The sequence below is a fragment of the Geovibrio thiophilus genome (genome assembly GCF_004087915.1).
GTDB lineage: Bacteria > Chrysiogenota > Deferribacteres > Deferribacterales > Geovibrionaceae > Geovibrio > Geovibrio thiophilus.
In genome coordinates this window covers 138,922-157,692 of sequence record NZ_CP035108.1, presented here as the reverse complement: position 1 = coordinate 157,692, position 18,771 = coordinate 138,922, and the positions used below count along the sequence as shown (strand labels likewise).

The window sequence follows — 18,771 nt, the reverse complement described above, 5'->3', positions numbered from 1 at the left end:
TAATATATAAAGCAGGGGAGTCCATGAGGTTTAAAGTTGTCAGGGACGATATTTTCCCTTTCGTCCAGTATGCAAACAGCTACACCAGCCCGAAGAACCTGAATACGGTGCTTCAGAATATCCTAATCGAAGCTGAAAGCGATACGGTAACCCTTCGTTCAACAAACATGCAGATAGGTTTTTCAGGCTCGCTAAAGGCGGCGGTGGAAGAGATAGGCTCCGCCACCGTGTCAGGCAAAAAGCTGATGGACATTCTGAAGGAGCTTCCCGAAGGAGCAGTGGTGGATTTTTATCACGACGGCTCCAAGCTCAACATCAAATCGGGCAAGTCGAGCTTCCGTCTGTCTACCATAAGCCCTGAGATGTTCCCTACCATGTCTGAAATCACACCTGAGTACTTCATTAAGGTGAAGAGTGATACTTTGCAGACCCTCCTCAAGAGGACGGCATTCTGCATCTCTAACGACTCATCCAAGATCGAGTACACTGGAGCCCATTTCAGCGTTTACGGTCACAGGCTTGAAATATCCGCAGCGGATTTTCAGAGGATAGCCACCTCAAAAGCAGGTTTTGAAGAGGAATTTTCAGACGAGTTTACCATAAACATTCCCAAAAAGACCATTATGGAGCTGATGAAGATCCTTGATATTACCGAGTTTGTGGATGTTGAAACCGACAAGAAGCAGGTTCTCTTCAAAGTCGGTGATATAGTCATCTACTCCAAGCTGATAGAGAAATATATAAAAAGCATAACCAAGCTTTTCGAGGTTGAATACCCGATAAAGGCTAAGATAAACACGAAATCCTTTGTTGAAGTGGTCAGAAGGGTATCCGCGATTACCAGTGAGATAACTCACGGCGTGGTTCTTTCCTTCAACAACGGCAATCTTTCGGTAAACAGCCTTGAGACCGAGTACGGTCAGGGTCATGAGACCATGGACGACATAATCTACAACGGCGAGGACATGGACATCATCTTCAACGCCCGCCATATGCTTGAGATTGTTTCCAATATACATTCCGAGTATTTTTCCCTTGAGATGCAGGGGAGGCGAAGCCCGGCGGTTATCCTCCCTGAGGATGAATCTTACAAATATCTGGTGGTTCCCATTTCCATCGATAAGTTCTGATGCTGATAGAGAGTATACGCTTACAGAATTTCAGATGCCATGCCGATTCAAACTACAGTTTTGACAAGGCAACTTTCATAGAGGGCGAAAACGGCTCCGGCAAAACAAGCGTTGTCGAAGCCGTTTATCTTCTCCTCAACCTCAAGAGCTTCAAAGAACCTTCTCCCAAAAGCGTTACCGGATTCGGCAAAGAATTTCTCCGTATCGAAGCCGAGTATTTTTCCGAAGACGATTCGGGCAGCCTGATTTATTTCTTTGACGACGTCAGAACGCTGAAGAAGAACGGTGTATGTGTACTGGATATTCCCGACTATCTCACCTCCAACCCTGTTTTCTGCTACTCTCCCGATACAAGCACAATTCTGGCGAAGGAGCAGAAGATAAGAAGAAACTTCATTGACCGTCTCTGTTTCTACAGGGAGAGGGCGCATATCTTTGATCTCAGGTACTTCAACAGGCTGGTCGCACAAAAAACCGCTGAGCTTCAGAAGCAGAGACCGGACATAGACTACATCGAAACCGTAAACGAGAAACTTACAGAAGTTTGTGATAAAATATCATTAAGACGAAAATCCGCAGCAGGAATGATAAACTCAAAGCTTGAAGCTATGTACGCAGGCTTCGGGGGCGAAGACGAATTTTTTACTCTGGACTATGTCACAAATACGGGCGACACTGAAATTATGCGGAAAGAGGCTTCGGCGGGTAAGTGTCTTTACGGTGTCCACAGGGACAGATTTTACAGCAGGAACACCGGAAGAATTTATGACAAGTTCTCATCCTACGGTCAGAAAAAAACATTTGAGCTTCTTGTTTTAGCGGCAATTTTATTAGATGTTGAAGAAATGCTCAAAACTGATATAATAACCCTTTTAGATGATTTTGAAGCAGGATTGGATGAAAAACGTTCGGCTGCCTTTTTCTCAATGTTCTCAGGCAAGAGGCAGGTCATTATGACAGGGGTAAAAAACCGTATATTCAGCGATATACGAACAATAAGGCTGTGAGTGTTCACACGCCTTTTAATACATTGCGGGCTTATGTCCCGCTTTTGCGGTTTTCAGCCGCGGTTTGAAATAAAAAGTCAGGTGAGCAATGCAGAATAATTACAGTGAAGACAGTATTAAGGTTCTGGAAGGGCTGGAAGCGGTCAGACAGAGACCCGGTATGTACATCGGTTCTGTCGGTGCAAGGGGTCTTCATCACCTCGTTTACGAAGTTGTTGATAACTCCATCGATGAAGCCATGGCAGGCTACTGCGATATTATTACCGTCACACTGCACGTAGACGGCTCGGTCACGGTTGAGGATAACGGAAGGGGCATCCCCGTCGGTATACACCCCAAGGTCGGTAAGCCCACGGTTGAGGTTGTCATGACAACCCTCCACGCCGGAGGGAAGTTCGACTCCGGCTCATATTACGCCTCGGGCGGTCTGCACGGTGTCGGTGTTTCGGTTGTGAACGCGCTCAGTGAATCCCTTGAGATCACCGTAAGGCGTGACGGAGGCACCTTTTACCAGAAATATGAAATGGGTAAGCCTGCCTGCGAATTCGCTCGCATAGGAAATTCCGAAAGATCCGGAACCACGATAACCTTCAGACCGGATATTAAGATATTTGAAACAACGGAATATTCCTTTGATACGCTTTCAAGAAGGCTCAGGGAGCTTGCCTACCTGAACAACGGCATCAGAATCAAAATCATAGACGAACGCTTTGATCAGGAACAGGAATACCATGCTGAAGGCGGCATAGTCAGCTACCTTAAGTATCTGAATAAAAACAAGATAATGGTTCTTGAAGAACCTATGTACTTTAAAGGCGAGTACGAAGGGATAACTGCCGAAGTTGCGATTACTTATAACGATACTTATAACGAAAGCATATACTCCTTCGTAAACAACATTCACACTGAAGAGGGCGGAACCCATGAATCCGGCTTTAAATCCGGCTATACAAAGGTTTTCAACAGCTTCATAACCAAACAGAACCTCTCCAAGGAGAAGGAAAATCTCACCGGAGACGATGTCCGTGAGGGTATGAGCGCCATAATTTCAGTACGCATAAATGAGCCTGTCTTTGAAGGACAGACAAAAACCAAGCTCGGCTCATCCGCAGCTAAAACCGCTGTGGAATCAATACTCGGCAGCAGCCTTGGCGACTATTTTGAAGAAAACCCCGCGGTAATTAAAAAAATATACGAAAAAGCGCTTCAGGCTTTCCGTGCCCGTGAAGCAGCGAGAAAAGCTAAGGAACTCACCCGCCGTAAAAACGCTCTGGAAATTTCTACTCTTCCCGGCAAACTCGCTGATTGTCAGGAGAAAGACCCTCAGCACTCAGAGCTTTTCATAGTGGAAGGTGACTCTGCGGGCGGTTCAGCCAAACAGGGGCGTGACAGGCGGCATCAGGCTATTCTTCCCCTTAAAGGCAAGATACTCAACGTTGAGAAGGCTCGTTACGATAAGCTTCTCTCAAACAACGAGATACGAACAATAATCACAGCTCTTGGCACGGGGATCGGTAAAGATGATTTCAACGTCGAGAAGCTCCGTTATCACAAAATAATCATCATGACGGATGCCGATGTGGACGGCGCGCATATCTCAACCCTGCTGCTCACATTCTTCTTCCGCCACATGAAGGCAATCATCGAGCGCGGCTACCTCTACATCGCCAGCCCCCCGCTCTATAAAGTCAAAAAGGGCAAGAACGAGCGCTACATCCAGAACGAAGAGGTAATGGCGGATTTCCTGCTTGATCTCGGTCTTGAGGATGTGGAGATAGAAAATGTCGAGAAGCACAGGTACAAAGAACTGCTGCTCAACCTCGGTAAGCTGAACAAAATGATCATTAAATACGTTAAGAAGGGCTACACCAGAGAGCTTGTTAAGTTCATGGCAATGTATCCCAACCTTGTTGCGCAGAACCTCGGCGAGAAGGCTTTTGTTGAGGAGTTCTTCGGCGCTCTTCAGGCTAAAAACCTTCTCAGCGGCTATGTGAATACGGAAATAAACTATAACGAAGAATTCAGCAGATACAACCTCAAGCTTGAAACTTCCACTCAGAGCTATAAAATCAATACTGACCTTCTCGGCTCACCCGAATTTAAGGAGCTGAGAAGACTGGGTATTTATCTTAAGGAACTCGGGGACGCTCCCCATAAAGTTAAGCTGGGTGAGGATGTAAATACCTTTACCTCGCTGACAGATCTCCTCCATTTCGTTGAAGAGAGGGGTAAAAAAGGTCTGGGCATTCAGCGTTACAAAGGTCTTGGTGAAATGAACCCCGAACAGCTCTGGGAAACCACTGTAGATCCTGAAAGAAGAACCCTGTACAAGGTCACAATTGAAGACGCTGAGGCGGCGGATGAGCTTTTCAGCCTCCTTATGGGCGATGTGGTTCTTCCGCGGCGTGAGTTTATCGAAACAAACGCTCTCAACGTAAGAAATCTGGACGTTTAGGTGAATGATGGAAAATAAAGGCATTATCAATCTTAATATTGAAGACTCCCTTAAGGACAGTTACCTCGATTACGCCATGAGCGTTATTGTCGGGCGTGCGCTGCCTGATGTGCGGGACGGTCTGAAACCCGTTCACAGACGTACTCTTTTTGCCATGCACGAAATGGGCGTTTATTACAATAAGGCTTATAAAAAATCCGCCCGTATAGTCGGTGACGTTATAGGTAAGTATCACCCTCACGGCGACTCGGCAGTGTATGATACCCTTGTGCGTATGGCGCAGGATTTCTCCCTTCGCTACCCTCTTGTGGACGGTCAGGGTAACTTCGGCTCTGTGGACGGAGACCGCGCGGCGGCAATGAGGTACACAGAGGTAAGACTCTCCAGAATAAGCGATGAATTCGTAAGCGACCTTGACAAAGACACTGTGGATTACACGGACAACTATGACGGCTCCATGCAGGAACCTGTGGTTTTCCCCACGAGAATCCCCAATCTTCTTGTCAACGGCACAAGCGGCATCGCAGTGGGCATGGCTACCAACATACCGCCTCACAACCTCACAGAGGCAGTGGACGCCCTCATTCTCATGATAGACAATCCCGAATATACTGAGGATGATATATTCTCAGTGATTAAGGGACCCGACTTCCCTACCGCAGGAATGATCCTCGGCAGGGAAGACATCTATAAGGCATACAAAACGGGCAGAGGCTCCATAACCATCAGAGCCAAAACCCACATAGAAGAGACCAAAACCGGCAAGGAAATGATCGTTGTCGATGAGCTGCCTTATCAGGTAAACAAGGCTCTGCTGATTGAGAAAATAGCTGAGCTGGTGCGTGACAAGATTATTACGGGTATTTCCGATCTCCGTGACGAATCGGACAGAGACGGCATACGTGTTGTCATAGAGCTCAAGCGTGAGCAAATGCCCGATGTGCTGCTGAACCAGCTCTACAAGTTCACTCAGATGCAGACTACCTTCGGCATGAACATGGTTGCTATCGTGGACGGCAGACCCCAGACTCTTACCTTGCTGCGCATTCTTGAGGCTTTCCTTGATCACAGGATAGTTGTTGTCACCCGCAGAACCGCCTACCTCCTCGATAAGGCTGAGAGACGCCTGCACATTTTGGAAGGCCTTATAAGAGCAGTTGAAAACATTGATGAAGTGATCAGACTGATCAAAACATCGAAGGATACTCCCGAAGCCAAACTCAAACTGAAGGAAGCGTTCAGCTTCAGCGATGTTCAGAGTCAGGCTATTCTCGAAATGAGACTGAGCAAGCTCACAGGGCTTGAGATCGAAAAGCTTCAGGGCGAATACGAAGATACCCTGAAGGATATAGAATACTACAAAAGCATTCTTGGAAACAGAGCCGTCATGATGGGTGTTATCCGTGACGAACTCACTGAGGTTAATGACAAATACGGTGACGAAAGAAGAACCGAAATTGTCGCTGCCGCGGGCGAGTTTAATATGGAAGACCTCATCCCCGACAGTGAGACGGTGGTAACCATTACCCACAACGGTTACATAAAGCGTACGCTTCTTGACAACTTCGTGGCTCAGAGACGCGGCGGAAAAGGCAAAAGCGGCGCCAAAAGCAAAGGAGACGACTTCGCCGAAAGGATGCTCGTCACCACTAACCATGCTAAGGTGTTCTTCTTTACCAACACAGGTAAAATACACTTCCTCAAGGTGTACGATATACCCGAAAGCGCCAGAGATACCAAAGGCAGGCACCTCAGTAACCTTCTCACCTTTGAAAAGGACGAGAACCTTGCCTCAGTTGTCACTCTCAGCGAAGCGGATAACGATAAGTACCTCTTCATGTCCACCAAGCACGGTGTTGTCAAAAAGACTCCCGTTATGGACTTTAAGAGCGGCAGAAGCGGCATGATAGCACTTAAGCTCCGTGACGGTGACGAGATAATGGCAGCTGACGTTACGACTGATAATGACAGCATCTTCCTTGCCACCAGAAACGGCAAAACAATACAGTTCAGCTCAATGGACGTGAGAGCAATGGGCAGATCCGCAACAGGCGTAAGAGGTGTTTCCCTTGAAGACGCCGATGAAGTGGTTTCCATGGAAGTTCTCACCGGACACCCCTATATTCTTAACGTAACCGAGTGCGGCTACGGAAAATGCTCACTCGTTGCGGACTACAGACTCCAGACGAGAGGCGGAAAAGGGGTAAAACTCTGCAAAGTAAGCCCGAAAACAGGTCTTGTCTGCGGTGCTAAACAGGTTAACGAAGAGGATGACGTTATGCTGATCACTAAAGGCGGCAAAATCATCAGACTCTCTGTTAAAGAGATCCCTGTTATGGGCAGAGATACTCAAGGTGTCAAGCTCATGTCCACTGACGAAGACAGAATAATCTCCTTTGCAATAGTCAAAGAGGACGACGCAGAGGTAGAATAAAAGCTGCTTTATGGAAAGGCTTTTTGCACGGGGCTTGATGCTGAGTGAACTCTTTCTTTAATGGAAAAGAAAGGTTTACTCAAACTCTTCCCAAAGAAAGCAAATCAAGAACGAGTCCTTCTCAGGTTTATGATAGGCTTGAGAAGTATCTAAAGAATGGTAAATTTTGCTATAAACGGGAGAGAAGTACAGGAAGTAGTTCCGCCGTGAGTAGCGAAGCCGTGTTTATCACGGCGCGAGCGTGTGCAAAAATTTCCAAGGATGGCAAATTTTTGCTATAAAGTATAGGAGTTAACGATGCCGACGAAGATTGACGGAAAAGAGCTGGCACAGAAGATCAGAAACGGTCTGAAAGAGAAGGCCGCAGAGTACAAAGACAAAACCGGACGTGTGCCCGGTCTTGCCGTTATCCTTGTGGGTGAAGACCCTGCCAGTCAGGTTTATGTCCGCATGAAGAACAAGGCGTGTGAGGAAGCCGGCTTCAAGTCCGTCGTGGACAGGATGCCCGACACCACCACGACAGACGAGCTTCTCGCCCGTGTGGATCAGTATAATAATGACAGCAGCATAAACGGAATACTGGTTCAGCTGCCCCTGCCCAAGCAGATAGACGAGAAAAGGGTGCTTTACGCCATCAGGTCTGAAAAGGATGTTGACGGCTTCCATCCTGTTAATGTCGGACTTCTCAACATAGGTGAGGATGCGCTGGCTCCATGCACGCCGGCGGGTGTCATGGTGATGTTCGAGGAATACGGCATAGAGCTCAGCGGCAAAAACGTTGCGGTTCTCGGCAGAAGCAATATAGTCGGCAAGCCCATGGCTGCGCTGCTTATTAAAGCCAACGCCACAGTGACCGTGTGCCACTCCCGCACAAAAAACATTAAAGACATATGCCGCCGCTCAGATATTATAGTCGCCGCCATCGGCAAGGCGAACTTTGTCACTGCCGATATGGTGAGCGACGGAGCTGTGATAATAGACGTCGGGATCAACAGAGTCGAGGACAAGCTTGTCGGTGATGTTGACTATGAAGGTGTTTTCAGCAAGGCTTCATATATTACCCCAGTCCCCGGCGGCGTGGGTCCCATGACCATTGCCATGCTGCTCAGCAACACGCTTAAAGCGTTTGAAAAAACATTTTAATACGGTATGCGGAATGGATACGATAGTTGCCCCTATAACTCCCGTTATCCGTTCCGCCGTCACCGTTCTGCGTATTTCCGGTTCCGACAGTCTCAAGGCACTGACATTTCTTAAAAAACAGAGCGGTGAAAGCCTCCCTCTCCCTGCGCCCCGCAGGGTTTACCACGCATGTTATGATGACGGCAAAGTCAGAGACGACGTAATATTCAGCTACTTTAAATCCCCTAAATCATATACAGGTGAAGATGTTGTGGAAATCTCCTTCCACGGTAATCCGCTCATCATCAGAAGCGCTCTGGGGTCTTTTATGTCTGTCGGGATGCGTTTTGCTGAACCCGGAGAGTTCACCCGCAGGGCGTTTGTCAACGGGAAAATGGATCTCTCTCAGGCTGAGGCGGTGGAGGAGATGATAGCGGCGAAGTCTGAGGCAGGACTGTTTTACTCTTACAATCAGCTTAAGGGCGGGCTCAAAACGCAGATAGAGAGTCTGAAAAACCTCTATGTGGACGTTCTCACTGTTGTTGAGGCATATATTGACTTTCCGGAGGAGGATCTGTCAGACAGGGAGCTTGACTACATCACCGCCAAATATGATCATATTGAAGCGGAACTGAAGGTTTTGGTGAAAAGCTATGCCATGCTGAAATCCGTGAATGACTCTGTGTATGTCTCCATTGCGGGACGCCCGAATGTGGGGAAGTCATCCATACTCAACTGCCTTTTGAAGGAGAACAGGGCTATTGTCTCTGATATTCCGGGCACAACAAGAGACTTTATCGACGCTGATATGACCATAGCCGGACATCCTGTAAAAATAGTTGATACGGCAGGTATCCGCCACACGGAGGACTTTGTGGAGAAAGCCGGGATAGAACGTTCCCTTGAGCGTGTGGAAAGCTCGCATATTGTCATTACTGTTCTTGACCTGTCAGAGGAACTCTCCGCTGAGGACTGCTTAGTCCTTGAGAAGACAAAAGGAACCAAGCGGATAATTGTCGGCAGCAAGGCAGATGTCAAAAAGCATGACCACGGCGCTGATGTTGAAATTTCCGTAAAAACAGGGGCGAACGTCCATGAATTTATGAATATTCTTGAGCAGATGATCTCTGAAGAGGATTCACAAATACATGAACACTCCATAGCGGTGAATGAGAGACAGAAAAACGGTTTTCTGCGGATGCTTGCCTCTCTGGAAGAAATAAGAATTATAGGATGTGATGATCTGGACTCTCTTTCGTTTGAACTGCGAGACAGCCTGAACATCCTCTCCGAGATCACGGGCGAAACTTATACCGAGGAAATATTGACGAATATCTTCAATAGCTTCTGCATAGGTAAATAATGTGCAATTGTGGAAAAACTGATTGTTTCACGTGAAACAGTTTTTATAATTAAACTTTGGATTATGAGAAACTCATTTTTTGAAAAGATGTTTCCTCTCTCCTCTGAAACCTGATTAAATTCTCACGTTAAGTTTTGAGGGAACTCGGGGAACTTTTAAAAGTTGCTCGAAATATATAATTAAACAGGTGAAAGATGCTTGTTTATGACAAGTTTTATGATGTGATTGTCGTCGGTGCCGGTCATGCGGGGTGTGAAGCTGCGCTTGCTGCTGCCCGTATGGGCGCTTCTGCGGCACTTTTTACCATTAATGCGGACAATGTGGCGCACATGAGCTGTAATCCTGCCATCGGCGGGCTTGCGAAGGGCAATATCGTTAAAGATATTGACGCTCTCGGCGGCGAGATGGGGCGGAATATAGACGAGACAGGGATTCAGTTCCGTGTTTTGAATATGAAGAAGGGTCCCGCTGTTCGCAGCAGCAGAGCACAGGCGGATAAGGATCTTTATAAGCAGCGGATGCAGCGTGTGATAATGGAGCAGTCGGGTCTTGATCTCAAACAGGGCATGGTTGAAGGGCTCTCTATCGAAAACGGAGAAATCCGCGGAATCGTCGCCGATACCGGAATGCTGTACAGGGCGAAAAAAGTTGTGCTCTGTACAGGAACATTCCTCAGGGGGCTTATCCACATTGGAGACTGCAACTATCCCGCGGGGCGAATGAATGAATTTGCGTCAATCGGTATGTCGGCTTCACTGACTAAAGCTGGCTTTAAGCTTGAGAGACTCAAGACAGGCACTCCGGCGCGGCTTGATGTAAATACCATAGATTTCTCTAAGCTTGACGCACAGCACGGCGATGACTTCGCGAAGCCCTTCTCCTTTGAGACTGAGCAGATCCACCTGCCGCAGCTTCCTTGTTATGTCACTTATACAAATGAAAAAACACATCAGATAATAAGAGATAACCTTCACCGCTCACCTCTTTACGGAGGGGTTATAAAGGGTATAGGACCCAGATACTGTCCGTCCATAGAGGACAAGGTGAAGAAGTTCCCTGAGAAGACTAGACATCAGATTTTTCTCGAACCGGAAGGGCTTAATTCAAGGGAGTACTACGCGAACGGATTTTCATCTTCTCTGCCCATTGATGTTCAGATCTCCATGTACAGATCTGTTGAGGGGCTGGAGAATGTTGAGTTTGTCCGTCCGGCTTACGCCATCGAATATGACTTTGTTCAGCCGACCGGTCTGTTCCCCACACTGGAAACAAAGCCGGTGAAAGGGCTTTATTTCGCAGGTCAGCTTAACGGTACCAGCGGTTATGAAGAGGCAGCCGCTCAGGGGCTTGTGGCAGGCATAAACGCCGCTCTCGCTCTGGACGGCAGAGAGCCGCTTATAGTCGGACGTGAACAGAGCTACATTGGAGTAATGATCGATGACCTTGTTAATAAAGGAGTGGATGAGCCGTACCGCATGTTCACCTCAAGGGCGGAGTACAGGTTGCAGCTTCGGGAGGACAATGCCGAGTACAGGCTTTCCGATATAGGTCACAGCTTGGGGCTTATCAGTGAATCCCGTTACGGGCGTTTCTGTGCCGAGAGACAGGCAAAGGAAGACGAAATAGAAAGGCTTAAGTCTGTCAGGATAACTCCTTCTGCGGAAATGCTGAGTGTCTTGGCGGAATACGGCGGGGTACTGAAGAATCCGGTGAGTGCCTTCGAGCTGATGAAGCGTCCGGAGTTTGACTATTCCACCATAGAGAAACTTTGCGGAAGTCAGGTCAATGAGCGTGTCAGGGAGCAGGTAGAGATAAACGCCAAGTATGAAGGCTATATTCAGCGGCAGGGAACTGAGATAGAGAAATTCCGGAAAACAGAGTCTGTAAAAATCCCTGCCGGAATAGATTATTCCTCAATAATTGGACTGCGCAGAGAGTATGTTGATAAGCTGAGTGCCATTCGTCCCGCTACTCTGGGGCAGGCGGCAAGAATACAGGGGATGACGCCCGCAGCGGTTGCGCTGCTTCATGTCCACATCAGCAAGTTAAAAAATAGCGGTGAACAGAATGCTGAGTAATTATATAAAGGTTTCCAAGGAGCAGAGCGCAATGCTTGAAAAGTTTTATGAGCTCCATATGAACGCAGGGCTGAATCTCACAGCTATCAAAGACAGGGAAGAGTTTTATTTTAAGCATTATCTGGACAGCATTTACATATTCATCCTGAAAAATGTTTTACGTGAAACAATGGCGGATATAGGCAGCGGCGGCGGCTTTCCGGGGATTGTGACGGCAATTTTTCATCCGGAGATGAAGATAACTCTGGTGGAAAGCATAGCCAAAAAGTGCAGATTTCTTGAACATGCCGCATCTGAACTAGGTCTGAATAATGTAAGGGTTCTTAACTGCCGTGCGGAAGAGGTCAAAGGGCAGTTTGATCTTATCACCGCAAGAGGTGTGGCAAAGGTCAGAGAAATATTAAAATGGACGAAGCACCTTGCCCGCAAAGACACTTTGTGGCTATTATATAAAGGCGAGAGACTGGAAGAAGAAATGAAGCAGGCAGAAGACTTGCTTAAAAAATACAGATTGGGGTTTGAAAATGTCAGGGTTGAAGAACCATTTACGAGGACTTACACTATTATCGGCGGCTGTGGCTCTTTTGCTGACGGTATCCTGCGCGGCACGCCCTCAGATGTCGGCTCCCGTTGAACCGTTCTCGGAGACTTTTTACGCAGGTAAAGACCTTAATTTCAGAGATCTTGAAAAGCTTCAGACAATAAACAGCAACGCTCCGCTGGAGCAGTCCGCAGCGGCGGGACTGATCATGGGCAGGCACTACATACGGAAAGCGCAGTATGATAAAGGATTGAAATTTCTTGAGCGCAGTTACAGAGAAACTTATCTCAGCAGATATATGCGCTTTTCCGGAATGCTCTGGCTTTTCGACGCATATCTCAAGACGGGAAAAGAGGACAAGGCACTGGAATTTTACACAATGATAAGCAACAGGAAGGATGAAGAGCCTTTTCCTTCTGTTATAAAAACATATTGCAGCACTGAAGGGATAAAAGCCGGAGATGATCCGTTCGCTGACTGTGTGGACAGCAGACTTAAGCCTGCGCCGTCCGGTAAAAAGGCTGGAGAGCCTGCGGCGGAGTCCGTCAAACCGGAAGCCGGAGAACCGGATCCGGCACCGGCTCCCGTAATAATCAGTGAGGAGCCGAAAGCGGACAAGGTCTTTCTCGTTGGAGGAAGCCATGCTGAGTTCATGCAGGCGGCAATTGCCGCTGTCGCGTATAAACGTGCGTCTTTCAAGCTTGAAATGGGCGACGGCATCGGGTTCAACTCGGCAAAGGTGGACCCGTTCCACAGGACAGTGCAGGTGGACGGGAACACATACAGGTTTGACATCAGCAAGGATGATATAGTGGCTGAAACCACAGGCTATGCGGTTCTTGAGAAAGCAGTGACAGTGATAGCCGTTTCAAACGAATACGCTGTTCAGGCGGAGATCGCCGCCAGTGAACTCAAAGCACTGAATATTCCCGTTCATGTTATGAATTTTGAGAAGGGGAACTTCCAGAACGAAATGAAGAGCATTTCCGCCAAATATAAGCAGGACACCCGCTACACAGTGGTAATTTTCTCTTCTGAGATAAAGCTTATAAAGGTTGTTCCGCTTGTGAGATACAGTGTGAAGAACCCCGAAAAGGTGAAGCTGCTCATCGGCACGGATTCCTTCGGCAAAAGATACCTGAACGACGATTATGTCGGCTACTTCCGCAGGGCGATGATATTTACCCCCGCTTACCTTGCGGGCAACGCTAACGCCTCTGAATTTCGCAGAATATATATTGATCAGTACGGCGAGGAGCCGACACTTTCCGCATATATGGCCAATGATATGATAGCCTTTCTTAAAGGCGAGCCGGTAAGTACTTTCGCCACAGACGTTAAATATATGGACAACGGGAAAGCGGTAAGAAGCGTTAAGGGTTTCAGGATAGTTTCCGCGGAAAAAATAGAGATGTTGGGGCGCTGATATGAGCTTCTGCGAGACAGCCAAGGGCAGGTACAGCTGTCGTGGCTACAAAAACACGGAAGTAAGGCACGATGATCTCGAATACATTCTGGAGTGCGCGCGCATTGCTCCCAGCGCATGCAACCTCCAGCCTTGGAAAATATACGTAGTACGGGATGAAAAGCTCAGAGGAGCGGTATGCGGAGCATACCCGAGAGACTGGCTGAAAGACGCGCCGATGATCGCTGTCTTCTGCGGGCTTCGGGGAGAAAACTGGATGAGGGCGGGCGGCACTGATTATCTTATGTGCGATATTGCGATAATTGCAGACCATTTCATAAACGCCGCCCATGAAAGAGGTCTAGGCACCTGCTGGATAGCTGCTTTCGATGAAAGCAGGCTTGCCTCTGCGCTGAATCTGCCGGAGAATGAGAAGCCTTATATTATGACTCCTCTCGGCTATGCCGCAGGAACAGCGCACGAAATCAAAAAAAGAAAAAGCATCGGGGACATCTGCTGTTTTATTTGAATGCTAATTTTATATTTTAAGGGTATTATTGATAAAACGGGCGTGAAAGCGCCCGCTGCCCTGTTCTGCTGTTATAAGAGAGATCTGGGGCATTCTTCCTCAAACATGATTTATATTGACAAAAAATAAGATTATGTAATAGATTTAGATACCTATGCGTTGGCTGCCGTCTTTCGTAACAACGTTTGGTTTTAATTTATTATCGGAGACTAAAATGAAAAGAGATAAGTCGGAATATGCCGTCCAAGCGGTGAACAACGCCATAGATATTCTTGAGCTGCTCGGTGACGGAGAGCACGAGCTCAGCATAAGCGATGTCGTTACAAAGCTCAACCTTACCAGAAGCAACGTAAACAAGCTGCTGGCAACACTTGAGATGTTCGGCTATGTTGAATACAACCGTTATACCGGCAACTTCAGGCTCGGCGTGAAGACATTCCAAATATCTCAGGCATATATAAACAAGCTTAACATAATCGAAATCTCCATTCAGGTTCTCCAGCAGCTTAAACAGCAGACAGGGGAATCCGCTTACATAAGCGTAATGAGGGACGGTAATGTCGTCTACCTTAATGTTATAGAAACCGACCACGCCGTCAGGGTGCTTCCCCGCATAGGCAATGTCGGACCCGCCTACGCCACTGCCACGGGGAAAGCTCAGCTCGCATACTATGACATGCGTGATGTTGAAAAACTTTACCCGGGCGAAATGATGACTTTCACCAAAAACACAATTGGCTCAATGGACGCCCTTAAAGCTGACCTCAGACTGATCAAGGAAAGAGGCTACTCCATGGACGATGAGGAATACGAAATCGGGGTAAGGTGTGTGGGTGCTCCCGTGAGAGACTTCATGGGCAATGTTATAGCGGGAATAAGCGTAAGCGCGCCTGTGGAACGCATTCCGATGGAACGTGTCGAAACGGAAATCGCGCATATAGTTCAGGAAGCGGCAAAAGCGCTGTCCATCAAGTTCGGCTACAGGGGCTGATAAAAGAGAAGTCCTTGACCTGCGGAAACTGTTTCGGCAGTTTCGTTGCCGCTGTTCTGACTGCGGACTGATCCGCAGTATTCCCTCAATTCCCGGGCGGTGTGATTTATGTTGCCTTCAGTCAGCGTTCTTTTTGTTGAAGACTCAGGAGTTGAAAAAAATAGAATTCTCGAAGCTCTCAAAAGGCATTTCACAATAGAGATCCACGCTCTGGCGTCCACAACGGACGAATTTCACGAACTTCTCACCGGACGCCACTGGGACATGGTGGTGTCCGAAGAATATCTCAGCAAAACCGATGCTTTTGAAATACTGGACATTATAAACGCTTCCGGCAGGGAGATACCTGTTTTTGTATTTTCCGCCTATTCCGATGTACGCGGCGCTGTAGAGTGCGTGCGGCGGGGTGCTGCGGACTTTCGCACCAAGGACGACATAGCCGGACTGATGGAATCGGTCAGTGGCGCTCTGTCCAGAAAAAAGGTGCGCAGAGAGGATTATGAGGAGTACGAAAGAGAGCTGCTGACCGATATGATTGAGGAGAGCAGGGATCTTATCTTTCTCATAGATGAGAAGAGCCTCAGGTTCAGATACGTCAACCGCGCGGTGATAGAGAAAACAGAGTACAGCTTCGGCGAGCTGCGGGGCATGACACCAGTCGATCTGGTGCGGAACCTCAGCGCAGAAGTGCTGAGGGAAAGGCTTACGGGAGTTTCGGAAGGGGAGCAGGACAAAATCGTGCTTTTCACCGAAATAGTCTCCAAAACTGGCAAAGTGCACCAGAGTGAAGCCACCGTGCAGCTGGTTTACCGAAAGAACGAAAACCTTTTCTACGCGCGGCTTGAAGATCTCAGCGAGAAGATACGCACCCATGAAAACGCAATGCGTATGATGCAGGTAGTGGAGCACAGCACCTCTGGGATATTTGTCACAGAGAAGGACGGCACGGTAACCTATGCCAACCCCAAGCTCCACAGACAGACGGGCTTCGGCGAAAAGGATATAATAGGGCAGAATATAAAGATAATAAAAAACATAATCGAAGACAGCGAAGAGTATGACCGCATCTGGGCGACAGTTCTCTCCGGACGCAGATGGGCAGGGCGGACAAAGAGCATAACTAAGGACGGCGGGCAGGTAGAGGTACTTTCATTTGTTTCTCCAATCAGAAACTCAAAAGGCGAGATAACTAATCTGGCGTTTTTTGATGAGGACGCCACGCTGGCTAACGAGATGAAAATGCAGCTCATCCATGCGCAGAAGATGGAAACCCTCGGTGAGCTGGCTGGCGGGATAGCTCATGACTTCAACAATGTACTCACTGCGATTGGCGGTTTTGCGAGTGTGATAAGCCGTAAGCTTAAGGACAGGAAGGATCTGAGCTACCTTGCGGATAAGCTTGTTGAACTCTCTGAATCAGGGAGGGCGCTCACACAGGGGCTTCTCGGCTACAGCAGGAAGCAGGAGCAGGAGTACAGGATTATAGAGCTTGAGCGCACTGTTCGCAAGGTTACGGATATAATCTCTCTGGTTTTTCCGGAGGATATTGTAATAGATGTTGAAATGAACAGCGGAGGAGCGAGAATAAGAGCGGTTGAGTCTCAGATAGAGCAGATTCTGCTGAACCTCGCTAACAACGCAAGGGACGCAATGCCCGACGGAGGGCTGCTTACTGTCGCAAGCTCTAAAAGCCCCTCAGGGAAGAGCGTGCTGATCCGTATAGGGGATACAGGCACAGGCATGCCCGCCGATGTTCTGGCGAATATTTTCAAGCCCTTCTTCACAACTAAGAGCGAAGGAAAAGGGACGGGGCTTGGGCTGGCTATAGTAAAGGACCTCATGGACGCAAACAGCGGAAAGATAGTCTGTGACAGCATTTTGGGTCACGGGACAGTTTTCACGCTGGAATTTCCGTTTGTGGATATAGATGAAATCTCCTGCGCGGCTGCAACGTCTGACAGTTTGGTGAAGCTGAAGGGATCTGTGGTTGTTATAGACGACGATCCGGGAGTCAGGGAAGGAATAGAAACTATGCTTGAGGAATTCGGCTACCGTGCTGTGAGCTTTGACGGGTATCCGTCCATGTACAATAAGCTTGAGCATCTTGGTGAAGTCTCTCTGGCTGTGATTGATATGGTGCTTGCGGATTCGGGCAGTGTAATTGCCGCTGAAGCACTGCTTGAGAAATACGGAAATCTGCCGATAATCTATATGACCGGATATGACGACGAATCCCTGAAAGGAAAAGGGATCGGCAGTGAAGGGAAAATAATTCTCAGGAAGCCTGTCTTTGCGTACTCGCTCCTGAAGGCTATTGCGGAAGCAGCGAGTGAGAAAAGTGTTAGCGGCGGGTAATAATACCCTGTGATTTTTTTTGATAAAGATTATTATATAACGCATGAAGGTTGAGATGAATAAATGGACGGACGATTTTCCTGAAGCAATGAAGGAAATCACGATACTTTGCGTTGAAGACGAATCGGATGCCAGAGATAAGCTTTCCGGCTTTCTCGGCAAAAATTTCGGTGTGGTCTACAGCGCGTCCGACGGTATAGAGGGGCTTGAGGTATTCAAGTCGGAGAAGCCGGACATAATTATTACCGACATTCAGATGCCTCTTATGAACGGGCTTGAGATGGCGGAAGAGATAAGAAAAGAGAACGCGGATGTACCGATAATCATCACCACCGGGTACGATGATGAAAAATATCTCGTCGGTTCCATCGACATAGGCGCAATGAAGTACATCAAGAAACCTGTGGACATCAAGAAGCTCAGAAGCCTCCTCAGCGAAGTTGCTCTCAATATTATTCAGCAGAAGGAAAAAGCCAAGAAGGACAGACTGCTCCGTCTTGTTATGGAAAATTCCGCGGAATTTTACCTCATTACAGACCTTGAAAAAATATATTACATGAATACAGCCTTCCTCCGCTACATCGGCTATGAGGACATGGCGGAACTCGGTACAAGGACAGCTGTTCTGGAAGGTGTCAATATACTTAAGGACGGCAGCGGATACTGCGGAGCGGATCTGAAAAGCTGGCTGAAAAAAGCTGTTGACGGAAATCTGGACGAGGCGGTTCTCAAAATGCAGGGAGCCGGAAAGCTCAAAAGCGAGGCAAAGAACTTCCTTGTGCGCCTGAACAGGGTGGAGGAGGAGCACTCCGTCCTTGTCTCAATGGTTGATATATCCACTCTTGAGACAGCTTCAGCAATAGGGGAAACACCAGCGATGGTTGATCCCCTGACCGGAGTAGTGAACAGGCAGAAGTTTCTTGAGGAGCTGGATCGTGAGCTTTACAGGGTGCAGCGCTACACCCGTCCCCTTACTCTTATTCTGTTCGACATAGACGGCTTCAGCGAAATAAACGAGCGCTACGGAAGACAGGTCGGCGACAGTATTATCAAAGAGATAGCCCAGCTTGTCAGACAGAATGTGCGTGTTGTGGACACATTTGCCCGATACGGCGGAGAGGAGTTTATAATACTCGCTCCCGAAACAGATATAAACGGCGGCTTCCAGCTTGCGGACAAGATACGGGGCAAGATAGAGCGCCAGCAGTTCCCGCATGTGGGCAGAGTGACATGCAGCTTCGGCGTGACCGAGTATGTCCTGCTCCAGTCTAGGGATCTTATTATTAAAACCGCTGATGACGCCCTTTACATGGCAAAAAGCAGAGGACGCAACAGAGTGGAAAAAGTAACTTTTCTTTAAC

The 18,771-nt window shown here is 48.0% G+C and carries 13 protein-coding genes; all 13 read left to right on the top strand.

Annotation, left to right across the window (positions count from 1 at the left end; genetic code table 11):
• The first annotated feature begins 23 nt into the window (after window positions 1-23).
• The 13 genes from dnaN to EP073_RS00665 all read left to right on the top strand — a co-directional run bounded on the left by dnaN (window position 24) and on the right by EP073_RS00665 (window position 18,770).
• Window positions 24-1,130, top strand: a complete 1,107-nt coding sequence (gene dnaN, locus EP073_RS00725) for a DNA polymerase III subunit beta (protein ID WP_128465262.1) — start codon at window positions 24-26, stop codon at window positions 1,128-1,130.
• Window positions 1,130-2,137 (top strand): DNA replication/repair protein RecF, encoded by a 1,008-nt coding sequence (recF, locus tag EP073_RS00720; protein ID WP_128465261.1) that lies wholly within the window; start codon window positions 1,130-1,132, stop codon window positions 2,135-2,137. Before dnaN ends, recF begins: the two co-directional genes overlap by 1 nt.
• A gap of 88 nt (window positions 2,138-2,225) precedes the next feature.
• A complete protein-coding gene (gene gyrB / locus EP073_RS00715) occupies window positions 2,226-4,592 on the top strand; it encodes a DNA topoisomerase (ATP-hydrolyzing) subunit B (RefSeq protein WP_128465260.1) in 2,367 nt (788 codons plus the stop codon).
• 4 nt (window positions 4,593-4,596) lie between these two features.
• The gene (gene gyrA / locus EP073_RS00710) at window positions 4,597-7,026 is read left to right on the top strand and encodes a DNA gyrase subunit A (RefSeq protein ID WP_241654020.1); all 2,430 of its coding nucleotides are present in this window, start codon (window positions 4,597-4,599) and stop codon (window positions 7,024-7,026) included.
• Window positions 7,027-7,323: 297 nt separating this feature from the next.
• Entirely contained in the window at window positions 7,324-8,169 is an 846-nt protein-coding gene (folD, locus tag EP073_RS00705; protein WP_128465259.1) for a bifunctional methylenetetrahydrofolate dehydrogenase/methenyltetrahydrofolate cyclohydrolase FolD, read from the top strand.
• Between the two features lie 13 nt (window positions 8,170-8,182).
• Window positions 8,183-9,511, top strand: a complete 1,329-nt coding sequence (gene mnmE / locus EP073_RS00700; RefSeq protein WP_128465258.1) for a tRNA uridine-5-carboxymethylaminomethyl(34) synthesis GTPase MnmE — start codon at window positions 8,183-8,185, stop codon at window positions 9,509-9,511.
• A 194-nt stretch (window positions 9,512-9,705) separates the two neighbouring features.
• On the top strand, window positions 9,706-11,589 hold the full coding sequence (gene mnmG, locus EP073_RS00695; protein WP_128465257.1) for a tRNA uridine-5-carboxymethylaminomethyl(34) synthesis enzyme MnmG: 1,884 nt from the start codon (window positions 9,706-9,708) through the stop codon (window positions 11,587-11,589).
• Window positions 11,579-12,223 (top strand): 16S rRNA (guanine(527)-N(7))-methyltransferase RsmG, encoded by a 645-nt coding sequence (gene rsmG, locus EP073_RS00690; protein WP_128465256.1) that lies wholly within the window; start codon window positions 11,579-11,581, stop codon window positions 12,221-12,223. Before mnmG ends, rsmG begins: the two co-directional genes overlap by 11 nt.
• Window positions 12,165-13,556, top strand: coding sequence for a hypothetical protein (locus tag EP073_RS00685; RefSeq protein ID WP_128465255.1), 1,392 nt, complete (start codon window positions 12,165-12,167; stop codon window positions 13,554-13,556). The genes rsmG and EP073_RS00685 overlap by 59 nt, the downstream gene beginning before the upstream one ends.
• Before the next feature lies 1 nt (window position 13,557).
• Complete coding sequence (locus tag EP073_RS00680) at window positions 13,558-14,064, top strand: nitroreductase family protein (RefSeq protein WP_128465254.1); 507 nt, start codon at window positions 13,558-13,560, stop codon at window positions 14,062-14,064.
• Window positions 14,065-14,278: 214 nt separating this feature from the next.
• Entirely contained in the window at window positions 14,279-15,055 is a 777-nt protein-coding gene (locus tag EP073_RS00675; RefSeq protein ID WP_128465253.1) for an IclR family transcriptional regulator, read from the top strand.
• A 108-nt stretch (window positions 15,056-15,163) separates the two neighbouring features.
• Window positions 15,164-17,410, top strand: a complete 2,247-nt coding sequence (locus tag EP073_RS00670; protein WP_128465252.1) for a hybrid sensor histidine kinase/response regulator — start codon at window positions 15,164-15,166, stop codon at window positions 17,408-17,410.
• A gap of 55 nt (window positions 17,411-17,465) precedes the next feature.
• Window positions 17,466-18,770 (top strand): GGDEF domain-containing response regulator, encoded by a 1,305-nt coding sequence (locus EP073_RS00665; protein WP_164885228.1) that lies wholly within the window; start codon window positions 17,466-17,468, stop codon window positions 18,768-18,770.
• Window position 18,771 lies beyond the last annotated feature (1 nt).

What these genes read in the sequence shown, in the direction of transcription:
- mnmE (WP_128465258.1), top strand. Translation starts at nt 8,183, where the DNA reads ATGGATACGATAGTTGCCCCTATAACTCCCGTTATCCGTTCCGCCGTC.
- EP073_RS00665 (WP_164885228.1), top strand. Translation starts at nt 17,466, where the DNA reads ATGAATAAATGGACGGACGATTTTCCTGAAGCAATGAAGGAAATCACG.
- folD (WP_128465259.1), top strand. Translation starts at nt 7,324, where the DNA reads ATGCCGACGAAGATTGACGGAAAAGAGCTGGCACAGAAGATCAGAAAC.
- recF (WP_128465261.1), top strand. Translation starts at nt 1,130, where the DNA reads ATGCTGATAGAGAGTATACGCTTACAGAATTTCAGATGCCATGCCGAT.
- gyrA (WP_241654020.1), top strand. Translation starts at nt 4,597, where the DNA reads ATGATGGAAAATAAAGGCATTATCAATCTTAATATTGAAGACTCCCTT.
- mnmG (WP_128465257.1), top strand. Translation starts at nt 9,706, where the DNA reads ATGCTTGTTTATGACAAGTTTTATGATGTGATTGTCGTCGGTGCCGGT.
- EP073_RS00675 (WP_128465253.1), top strand. Translation starts at nt 14,279, where the DNA reads ATGAAAAGAGATAAGTCGGAATATGCCGTCCAAGCGGTGAACAACGCC.
- rsmG (WP_128465256.1), top strand. Translation starts at nt 11,579, where the DNA reads ATGCTGAGTAATTATATAAAGGTTTCCAAGGAGCAGAGCGCAATGCTT.
- dnaN (WP_128465262.1), top strand. Translation starts at nt 24, where the DNA reads ATGAGGTTTAAAGTTGTCAGGGACGATATTTTCCCTTTCGTCCAGTAT.
- gyrB (WP_128465260.1), top strand. Translation starts at nt 2,226, where the DNA reads ATGCAGAATAATTACAGTGAAGACAGTATTAAGGTTCTGGAAGGGCTG.
- EP073_RS00670 (WP_128465252.1), top strand. Translation starts at nt 15,164, where the DNA reads ATGTTGCCTTCAGTCAGCGTTCTTTTTGTTGAAGACTCAGGAGTTGAA.
- EP073_RS00680 (WP_128465254.1), top strand. Translation starts at nt 13,558, where the DNA reads ATGAGCTTCTGCGAGACAGCCAAGGGCAGGTACAGCTGTCGTGGCTAC.